Source organism: Mycobacterium szulgai (genome assembly GCF_002116635.1).
Lineage (GTDB): Bacteria > Actinomycetota > Actinomycetes > Mycobacteriales > Mycobacteriaceae > Mycobacterium > Mycobacterium szulgai.
Genome location: NZ_LQPW01000166.1, coordinates 1 through 9,299 on the forward strand (window position 1 = coordinate 1; position 9,299 = coordinate 9,299).

Below are 9,299 nucleotides of genomic sequence, written 5' to 3' on the forward strand. Positions count from 1 at the left end.
GGGGTGCGGTGACTGCGCGGCCGGGGATTGGCGTGCGTGCGGGGATTCCGCTTGCGGGGGAACGGTGGAGGGCGGGTATTGCGGGTGCGTGCTCGTGCCGTACTTGCCCGGGATCGGCAAACTGCGTCGCTGGGGGTTCGGCGGTCGGCGGCGGCGGGTGGGGTTGGACGTGTGCTAGCGGGGTTGCCGCGGCGGCTGCGGCAGCAGCGGCCGGTGCGCTGATCGCGGTGGCGGCCGTCGAGATCGCCCCCGTGCTGACCGGGGCGGCCATGGCGGCGATCCCCGAACTCAGCCGGGCAGCCAGCGAGGACAGCCAGGCACCGCCGGTGCCAGCCGCGGCCCCGCCACCGACGCTGCCGCCGAAGGCGGGCAGGGGGCCGGCACCTGTCGGCAGCGGCACCGGCGGCGCGATGCCCGTTAGCGCGCCGGCCGATGGTGGGGCTTGCCACGCTGGTGCTGCTGCTGAGGCTGCGGCCTGTGGTGATATGTGCCGCATCAGCGGGCCAGCGCCGGTCAAGGCATCGAGCAGCGACGATGCTGAGGGGGCTGGCGGTGATGGCGGCACCGTCGGATTCGGCGTGTGGGTGGTGGCGGCGGCGACCGCCTGGATGTGGCCGCGCACCGCGCCTTCGCCGCCCAGCTCACCGGCGGAGCGCGCCACCTCGGTGGCGGTCTGCACTTCCTGGCCGGCGAAACGGGTCACCTGGACATGCAGATCGGCGGAGATGGCCTGGGCGGTGGGCTGCCGGGCGTGCCAGCCCATCGAGCCCGGCGCATACATCGCGTCGGTGGCCGTCCAGCCCTCGGCGACGGCGAACCCTGACTGGTTGGCCTGCTCGACGGTGGCGAAGATGGAGTGCTTTTGCTGGTGCAGCACGGCGGCCCCGTCCTCGGCGGTGGCCGCTGCAGTATCCAGCAGCTCGGCTTCCTGTTCGGCGGTAGTGGCGTGGCGGGCCATCGCGGCTTTCATCGCCTCATCGCCCTGACCCTGCCAGGCCAGCGAGTCGGCCTGACTTTTGATTGTGCCCACCACCGAGCGGCGGCGCGCCGCCAGCTCGCGCCAGTGCGCGGCATTCTCGGTCAGATGCGACACGGTGTAGGCGCGCAACGCCGACTGGGTGGGGATCACGCGTCAGTGGGCTGTTCCCGTGATCGTGGTGACCACGTTTTTCAGCATGGCCGCGACATCCGAGTCGGTGGCTTCATAACCGGTCGCCGCGACCTGGGTCATCACGGCGGTGGTGGCGATCTTCGTGTGCAGGTCAGCAGTGGCGAGCTGGGCCACGCCGGTCACCCCGGCGGCGGCGAGCACCGTGGGCCACCCGCCAGACGGTTCCAGTGCTGGTGGCGCGGCGTGGAGATCGAAAGCCTCCATGTGCCAGCCGGTGCTGGTCACCCGCAACTGGGCTGGGTTGACGCGAAGATTGTCGCCCATGCGGGGATCGTAGCGATGATGCTCACCGGGCGAGAACGTGTGGGACGAGACAGCGGGCGATATCACACATTGATCGGCGTGGGGGGTTCATCGTGACCCGAGCGGCCGAACCCCGGCTGAATTCGACATCGGCAACTCCAAGGTAGACACCAGCACGGGGTTGCCGCTGTATGCCGCACAGCTGCTCGCCTTGGACGAGACCGGCGGCGAAGTGCTGAACGTCACCGTTGCCGGGGATCCGCAACTGGCTGTCACCCAGCCTGTTTCAGTGCCGGGGTTGGTGGCGATCCCGTGGGCGCAGCGCGATCGCAGCGGTGTGGCCTTCCGCGCAGAAGCCATCGCCCCGAGCGGGGGCGGACCGAGTGAACAGGCGCCGTCGATCTGACAGCCGTAGGGGTCGGATAACCGAAGGCCGCACCTGGTGGGGCTTGTGGTGGCGCATGCCCCTACTGGGCAAGCACATCCTCGTCGCCGGGGCGACCGGCGCCGGCAAAGGCAGCGTGTTGTAATCACTGATCGCGGGTATCGCTCCCGCTGTGCGGACCGGACGAATGCGGTTGCGGGTGATCGACCCGAAAGGCGGTATGGAACTCGGTGCCGGAGCGCCGCTGTTCAGCGTGTTAGCTCACGCCACGTGAACCCACCGCCGAATTGAAAGGTGGCAGGCTCCCATCACGGCGACTGAACTCGCTACTGGGATCCAGCGCTCGGCACGAACCGTGGCCTTGAAGGTCAACGACCCCTCGTCGGACACAGCCACGCGTGAAGTCAGATTCGGTACCCAAGTCGACAACCAACCATCACCCACCAACCATCGGCGAAACACATTGCGGAAGAATGCGGTTCACCGCCGCAGTCATCAGTTCGCAAAGTAGCGCGATATCTGGCTAAGTACGTCACCAAATTTCTCGCCGACACCGGGATTAGTGCACGGCGCATGTCGACCGAAGCGATACTGACCTGGATGTGCTCGGAACACACTTGAAAAGCACTGCACTGAAGCATCATCCAGATTCCGAATCGACCAGTATCGACGATCTGGTGTGCTCGAAGTTCGACTGTGCAGACCATACGAGCCTCGGCGATCGCACGTTGATCATCAGGCCGGGCAGCGCACCATCGACCCACGCCGCACGGCCCCCGGGCACCTCCTCCTACAACAGGACGCGCTGACCTGCCAGGGCTGGAGAAGCGATGGTTAAGGCGCCAGCCGCCGCCGCGCATTGGCAGACGAAAGACCCTACAGCTGCGAAGAATTCGCCGCCTGGCTTACCGAACCCAGCCACGCCAACACCTCCCCGTCACCATCACGAACCCCACCGTCCTGGCCAACGTCGCGACCCTCTTGCGCTAAGGTCCGACACAAGACACGAGTCTACTGACAAGAGTGACATCATCGGCGGCACGCCGGAAAAGCAGATCAAGCCCGGCTGAGTTCAAGGCGGTATCTGCTACTGGTCGATCATGGCCACCATCGCCGGCTGGGACCGGTAATGCCGGTGGACGTCGGAGTCGCTGTCGTTGGGCGACACGATGGCGCCGATGATCAGGAAGACGAGGAACAGCGCTATCTCGCACCCGCTGATCACGATTCCTGCGATTGCCATGCCGCGGCCACGTTCGCCACTCTGCTTGATCTGGCTCAGGGCGATGATGCCGAAGACCAGTCCCAGCACGGGGCCCAAGCCGAAACACAGCAACCCGACCAGCGACGACACCAGCGCCGCGATCGCCATCGTGTTGGTACGGCCGACCTGAGGACTGAGGTAACCGGGTGTCGGTGGCGGATAGCCGTAACCGCCGGGTCCCGGTGGGGGATAGCCGCCATAGCCAGGGGCGGGCGGCGGATAGCCATAGCCGCCAGGCGGCGGTGTTGGTGGCGGCGGCGGCGGATATTCGGGGGGTTGGTCCGTCACGGGCACCTCCACGGGATTGCGATCAGCGTCTGCGAATTAGCTGGGGCCGAGCCGCAAACACTCTACCCCGCGCGCCGGGCCATGTCACGGCTAAGGCCTGTCCAACACCCGTAAACCAAGCGAAAAGACAAGCCGCACATCGGGATCGGCGAGCGACACCGACAGCATCTTGGCAACCCGGCGCACCCGGTAGCGGACGGTGTTGGGATGCACCTGCAATGTTTGCGCAGCGGCAGCAATGTCGCCGAAACTGTCCAGGTAGACCCGCAGCGTTTCGGCGAGAACCGGATCCTGGGTGCGCAGGTCGCGAACCCGGGGATCGACCAGGCGAGCGTCGCTGCCGACGAGCGCGACGATCTCGTCGAGCAACACAGTGGTACGCGCCTCGGCCAGCGAGGTCACTTGTCCGATCGAGACGGGGTGGCGTGCAGCGCTGTCCAGCACCCGGTCGACCTCGCTGCGTGCCGCGGCGACTCCGGCCAATCCGGCGATCGGTGCGGCGATGGCGGCGCGCAGGTCCACGCCCAGCTCGGTTCGCAGCGCACCGATCGTGCCGCGGACCCAGGACTGCACCGACCGGGTCGTCGCGGTCTGCGGCAGCAGCACGTAGATCCGTGAACCGTTGGACGCAACCTGCGCATCGCGGCGAAATGCGCTGGCGCTCAACGCCAATACCTCGGTCAGCCGGGCTCGGCGATCGGCGGAGTCGAAGCCGATCAGGGCGGCATTCCCGTCGGCGGCGAGCTCGAGGTCGCGCGCGATGCCCGCGATATCGCCGGAGTCGCCTTCAGCCAGACCAAGCAGTTCCTGCACCCGCCGCGTGTGGGTGGACGGCCGGGCCGCCAGTCGCGACATGATCCGGGCGGCCAGCACGGCGGCGCCCCGCAACATCTCCTCGGCGTCGTCGGCCAGCGGTTGTGCGCCTTGCTGAACCCAAATGGCCCCAGCGAACGCCGGTGCCCGCCGCGCACCGGCCGCGGGCTGGTGAATACCAATCGCGAGCCGCGGACGCAGTCCCAGCTCCGGCCGCTCTGCTACGCGTACCACCTCACCGCCGCCCCGCAGCGCGTCGAAGATGCCCCATTGGGCGATCCACTTCAGATGCTCGGGCGGTCCGGCGCGGCCCAGGATCGACAGGCGTCGCAGGTCGTCGGCTTCGTCGTTGGACGCCGAATAGGCAAGGACGTGCGACTGGGCGTCTTCGATGCTGACCATGCCGTGGATGCGGTCGGCCAGGGACTGCGCCAGGCCGAATAGATCGGTGCCAGAATCATCCGTCGCACGATCGCCGTGGTGCTCCAACACGTGATTGACCAGTTGGTAGACGCGTTCCCAGCGGGCCCGCGGCTCCACGGCCACCACGGCAGAGCCGGCCCGAACTGCCTTGCCCACCAACGCATCCGACGGTTCCTTGACGAAGATCGCCACCGGTGCTCGCCTGCGGGCCTGTCCCTCGATCCAGCGCAACGCCTCGTTGTCGGTTACGCCTAGTAGGAAGAAGACGTCGGCGGAACCGGCGGCTGGTGCCAGACCCAGTCGCACGTCGTCGGAATCGATCAGCGCAGCCGACGCGACCGGCAGGTCCATGCCACGCGGGGCGTCCACCAGGGCGACCATCGTTGCATCCAGGGCAAGCAGTAGCTGGCCCAAACCGACACCGGTCACCCGCATGTTGTCTGATTTTACTAGCGAAGGGCGACGATGTTGTCCGATCGGCCAAGCGATAGCGCTGCCGTGCCGGGGATCCTGGCAACCATGGACGCGATAACCCAGGTACCCATGCCGAAAAACGAGCCGGTCGCAGACTATGCGCCGAAATCCTCCGAACGCCGCCGGTTGCGGACCGAACTCGCCGGACTGGCCGACCACCCGATCGATCTCCCGCACGTCATCGGCGGCCGGCACCGGATGGGCGACGGCAACCCCATCGACGTCGTCCAGCCACACCGGCACGCTGCCCGGCTGGGCACCCTGACCAATGCCACTCACGCCGACGCGACGGCGGCCATAGCGGCGGCCGCGGCGGCCAAAAGCGACTGGGCGGCAATTCCTTTCGACGAGCGCGCCGCGGTGTTCCTGCGTGCCGCCGACCTGCTCGCCGGCCCATGGCGGGAAAAGATCGCCGCCGCAACCATGCTCGGCCAATCCAAGTCCGTGTACCAGGCCGAGATCGACGCGCCCTGTGAACTGATCGACTTCTGGCGGTTCAACGTCGCCTTCGCCCGGCAAATCCTGGCCCAGCAGCCGATCAGCGGCCCGGGCGAGTGGAACCGCAGCGACTACCGTCCGCTGGACGGCTTCGTGTACGCGATCACGCCGTTCAACTTCACCTCGATCGCCGGCAATCTTCCGACGGCGCCGGCGCTGATGGGCAACACGGTGGTGTGGAAGCCGTCGATCACCCAGACGCTATCGGCGTATCTGCTCATGCAGCTGCTCGAAGCTGCGGGGTTGCCGCCCGGGGTGATCAACCTCGTCACCGGAGACGGGTTCGCGGTATCGGAAGTGGCACTTGACGATCCGCGACTGGCCGGTATCCACTTCACCGGGTCGACGGCAACCTTCCAGGGCTTGTGGCAACAGGTAGGCACCAATATCAGCCGCTACCAGTGCTATCCGCGGCTAGTCGGTGAGACCGGCGGTAAAGACTTCATAGTCGCCCATGCCTCGGCGCGCCCAGATGTATTGCGCACGGCGCTGATCCGCGGTGCGTTCGACTACCAGGGCCAGAAGTGCTCGGCGGCCTCGCGAGCATTCATCGCGCATTCGGTGTGGCAACGGATGGGCGACGACTTCCTGGGCCTCGCGGCCGAACTGCCCTACGGCGACATAACCGACCTGACCAATTACGGTGGCGCGCTGATCGATCAGCGAGCCTTCGTCAAGAACGTCGACGCCATCGAACGTGCCAAAGGCGCCGCCGGCGTCACCATCGCGGTTGGTGGCGAATACGACGACAGCGTCGGCTATTTCGTGCGCCCCACGGTGCTGCTGTCCGACGACCCGGCCGACGAGTCATTCAAGACCGAATACTTCGGCCCACTGCTGTCGGTGCACGTATACCCCGACGACCAATACGAGCAAGTGCTCGACCTGATCGACACCGGTTCGCGGTACGCCCTTACCGGTGCGGTCATCGCCGACGATCGCGCTGCAGTGCTGACGGCGCAGCACCGGCTTCGGTACGCGGCGGGCAACTTCTACGTCAACGACAAGCCGACCGGCGCGGTGGTCGGACGCCAGCCCTTCGGCGGTTCGCGCGGGTCGGGCACCAATGACAAGGCCGGGTCGCCGCTTAATCTGTTGCGCTGGACGTCGGCTCGCACCATCAAGGAGACGTTCGTCGCGGCCACCGAACACGCCTACCCGCACATGGCGGCCGACTGATGGCCGGCATCTTCACCCACGCCGTGCGCCCGGCCCTGCTGGCGGCGGGCCGCGCCGACGGGTTGCGCCGCCTGGTCGAGCGGTCACCGGTGACGCGCCGGGTGGTCCGCAGGTTCGTGCCTGGAACAACACTGGGCGATGCGATGGACGTCGTTGCGGCGCTGCGTGATTCGGGCCGCTACATCAGCATCGACTACCTGGGCGAAAACGTGACCGACGCCGACGACGCCGCGGCGACTACCCGGGCATACCTTGAGCTGCTTGACGCGTTGGGTCAGCGCACCGATACCGCTCGCGATGGGGTGCGCCCGCTCGAAGTGTCCCTCAAGCTCTCGGCGCTGGGCCAGGCACTGGATCGCGACGGCCAGAAGGTCGCGCTGGACAACGCCCGTGCGATCTGCGAACGGGCCCAGCGGGTGGGTGCATGGGTCACGGTGGACGCCGAGGACCACACCACCACGGATTCGACACTGTCGATCTCCGGTGACCTGCGGGTCGATTTCCCTTGGCTGGGAACGGTTTTACAGGCCTACCTGCGGCGCACGTTGGGAGATTGCGAGGAGCTGGCCGCCGTTGCAGCGCGGGTCCGGCTGTGCAAGGGCGCCTACGAGGAACCCGCATCGGTGGCCTACCGAGAGGACGTCGAGATCACCGGCTCGTATCTGAGCTGCCTGCGGGTGCTGATGACCGGCTCGGGCTATCCGATGGTGGCATCGCATGATCCGCAGATCCTGGCCGCAACCCCGGACATAGCTCGCGAATCGACGCGCGGCACAACCGATTTCGAATACCAGATGTTGTATGGCATCCGCGACGAGGAACAGCGGCGCCTAGCCGGCACAGGCAGCCAGGTGCGGGTGTACGTTCCGTTCGGCACGCAGTGGTATGGCTACTTCATGCGCCGGCTGGCCGAACGTCCGGCGAACCTGGCATTTTTCGCCCGCGCGCTAGCCCACCGGGGTCGGTGAATCGGAGACCGTGGTTCCCACCCCGGCCAGAGGTGCGTTGGCATCGGTGACCGTATACGAGTACAGCGGATCGCCGCTGCTGGTAAAGAGCGCGATCGTGGTGCCCGCGGCAGGTAATCGCCGCCCTTCGAGCCGGCTGGAGCCAGGTCAAGCGGGATGGTCCCGGTCAGATCACCGGAATCGATGTAGGCCCCGGGTGCGCTTTGGTGAGCACCGCCATTGATCGAAATCTGCAGGTCGTTGCCCGGCGCGACTGCCGGCGCTCCGGATATCGAGTGGAGGGCCTGTAGCGGGTTGGCGCCGAACACGTCGACCATCGTTTCGGGACTATGAGGTTGGTGGACCCTGAGCTCGTTCCGTTTGTGCTCGACTTCTAGCCGGCCATCTTGATTGTCCAAGGAAAAAAAATTGAATTTTCTTTGAATTTGCTCTGATCGCTGGAATGTGGGTTGACGGCGGCTACACTTTTTCCGCTTATCGACGGGTGCTTGCCGGTTAGGAGGACAGCGATGTCTGGTTTGATGGTGGCCCCGGAAGTCCTGGCCTCTTCGGCGGGGCATCTGGCGAACATCGGCTCGACCGTGAGTGCGGTCAACGCGGTTGCCGCTGGCCCTACGACCGCGATACTGGCGGCGGGCGCCGATGATGTGTCGGCGGCGATAGCCTCGGTGTTCTCCGGGCAGGCGCGGGCCTACCAGGCGGCCGCTGCCCAGGCAGAAGTCTTCCAGCAATGGTTCTTTCAGACGTTGAACGCCGGCGCGGGTGCATATGTTGCGGCTGAGGCCGCCAGCACTTTTCCGTTACAAGATGCGTTGCAAGTCTTTGAACAGGACCTGCTCAGCGCGATCAATGCCCCCACGCAGGCGATCTTCGGGCGCCCGCTGATCGGGAACGGCGCCGACGCAACGATGCCGGGCCAGGCCGGTGGCGCTGGTGGATTCCTCTACGGCAATGGTGGTGCGGGTTACAACAGCACGAGCGCGGGCGTGGCGGGAACCAACGGCGGCAACGCGGGCCTGATCGGAAACGGCGGCCCCGGCGGAAACGGCGGTCCTGGCGGCGCCGCCGGCGGCAATGGCGGCAGCGGCGGCATCCTCTACGGAAACGGAGGACTAGGTGGCAATGGCGGCGCCGGCTCCATTGCGGTGGCCGGTGGGCTTGCGGGAGCTGGTGGCGACGCCGGTTTGATCGGACAGGGAGGCCATGGCGGTGCGGGCGGGGCAGGCCGGGGTGGTGCGGCCGGTGGCTCGGGAGGTCTGGGTGGGCTGCTCCTGGGCAACGGCGGTATTGGCGGAGCCGGCGGAGAAGGACTGGTCGCTAGTGGCGGAGCGGGCGGCAGCGGTGGCGGGTCGGGCTTGATCGGCCAGGGTGGTGCCGGCGGAACCGGAGGCCTAGGTGCGGATGCTGGCGGAGCGGGAGGGTCGGGAGGCACCGGCGGGGCCCTTGGCGACGGCGGGTCCGGTGGCGGGGGCGGTGATGGGTTGCGGTTAGGTGGGGCCGGCGGTAACGGCGGCTGGACCAGAGGCATCGGCCAGGGCGGAGTCGGCGGGCACGGCGGCAACGCAGGAACCGGCGGCTCGAACGGCAATAACG

General features: G+C 67.0%; 7 protein-coding genes and 3 pseudogenes. 5 read left to right on the top strand and 5 right to left on the bottom strand.

What is annotated here, in order from left to right; genetic code table 11:
• Both AWC27_RS25865 and AWC27_RS25870 read right to left on the bottom strand, forming a co-directional pair.
• Nucleotides 1-1,129: pseudogene (locus AWC27_RS25865) on the bottom strand (hypothetical protein); the annotation flags it as partial.
• 3 nt (nucleotides 1,130-1,132) lie between these two features.
• Nucleotides 1,133-1,435: a hypothetical protein gene (locus AWC27_RS25870; protein WP_085673224.1), complete on the bottom strand. Its 303-nt coding sequence runs from the start codon at nucleotides 1,433-1,435 to the stop codon at nucleotides 1,133-1,135.
• A 59-nt stretch (nucleotides 1,436-1,494) separates the two neighbouring features.
• On the opposite strand from AWC27_RS25870, the pseudogene AWC27_RS25875 reads away from it, so the two are divergent.
• Both AWC27_RS25875 and AWC27_RS25880 read left to right on the top strand, forming a co-directional pair.
• Nucleotides 1,495-1,820, top strand: a pseudogene (locus tag AWC27_RS25875) (hypothetical protein).
• Between the two features lie 46 nt (nucleotides 1,821-1,866).
• A pseudogene (locus AWC27_RS25880) lies at nucleotides 1,867-2,064 on the top strand (FtsK/SpoIIIE domain-containing protein); the annotation flags it as partial.
• 822 nt (nucleotides 2,065-2,886) lie between these two features.
• On the opposite strand, the gene AWC27_RS25885 reads toward AWC27_RS25880, so the two are convergent.
• Nucleotides 2,887-3,351 (bottom strand): DUF4190 domain-containing protein, encoded by a 465-nt coding sequence (locus AWC27_RS25885; RefSeq protein ID WP_169726866.1) that lies wholly within the window; start codon nucleotides 3,349-3,351, stop codon nucleotides 2,887-2,889.
• A 90-nt stretch (nucleotides 3,352-3,441) separates the two neighbouring features.
• Complete coding sequence (locus tag AWC27_RS25890) at nucleotides 3,442-5,022, bottom strand: PucR family transcriptional regulator (RefSeq protein ID WP_139837215.1); 1,581 nt, start codon at nucleotides 5,020-5,022, stop codon at nucleotides 3,442-3,444.
• A gap of 84 nt (nucleotides 5,023-5,106) precedes the next feature.
• Here AWC27_RS25890 and pruA point away from each other — a divergent pair, with 84 nt between their 5' ends.
• Nucleotides 5,107-6,738 carry an L-glutamate gamma-semialdehyde dehydrogenase gene (gene pruA / locus AWC27_RS25895; protein WP_085673232.1) on the top strand — a complete coding sequence of 544 codons (1,632 nt, stop codon included), beginning with the start codon at nucleotides 5,107-5,109 and terminating at the stop codon, nucleotides 6,736-6,738.
• Nucleotides 6,738-7,706 (top strand): proline dehydrogenase family protein, encoded by a 969-nt coding sequence (locus AWC27_RS25900; RefSeq protein ID WP_085673228.1) that lies wholly within the window; start codon nucleotides 6,738-6,740, stop codon nucleotides 7,704-7,706. The genes pruA and AWC27_RS25900 overlap by 1 nt, the downstream gene beginning before the upstream one ends.
• Here AWC27_RS25900 and AWC27_RS33390 read toward each other — a convergent pair.
• Nucleotides 7,628-8,266, bottom strand: coding sequence for a hypothetical protein (locus AWC27_RS33390; RefSeq protein WP_372516793.1), 639 nt, complete (start codon nucleotides 8,264-8,266; stop codon nucleotides 7,628-7,630). The two genes, AWC27_RS25900 and AWC27_RS33390, sit on opposite strands and share 79 nt — an antisense overlap.
• Here AWC27_RS33390 and AWC27_RS25905 point away from each other — a divergent pair.
• The coding region (locus AWC27_RS25905; protein WP_139837216.1) for a PE family protein at nucleotides 8,216-9,299 on the top strand (1,084 nt) is incomplete at its 3' end. The genes AWC27_RS33390 and AWC27_RS25905 overlap by 51 nt on opposite strands.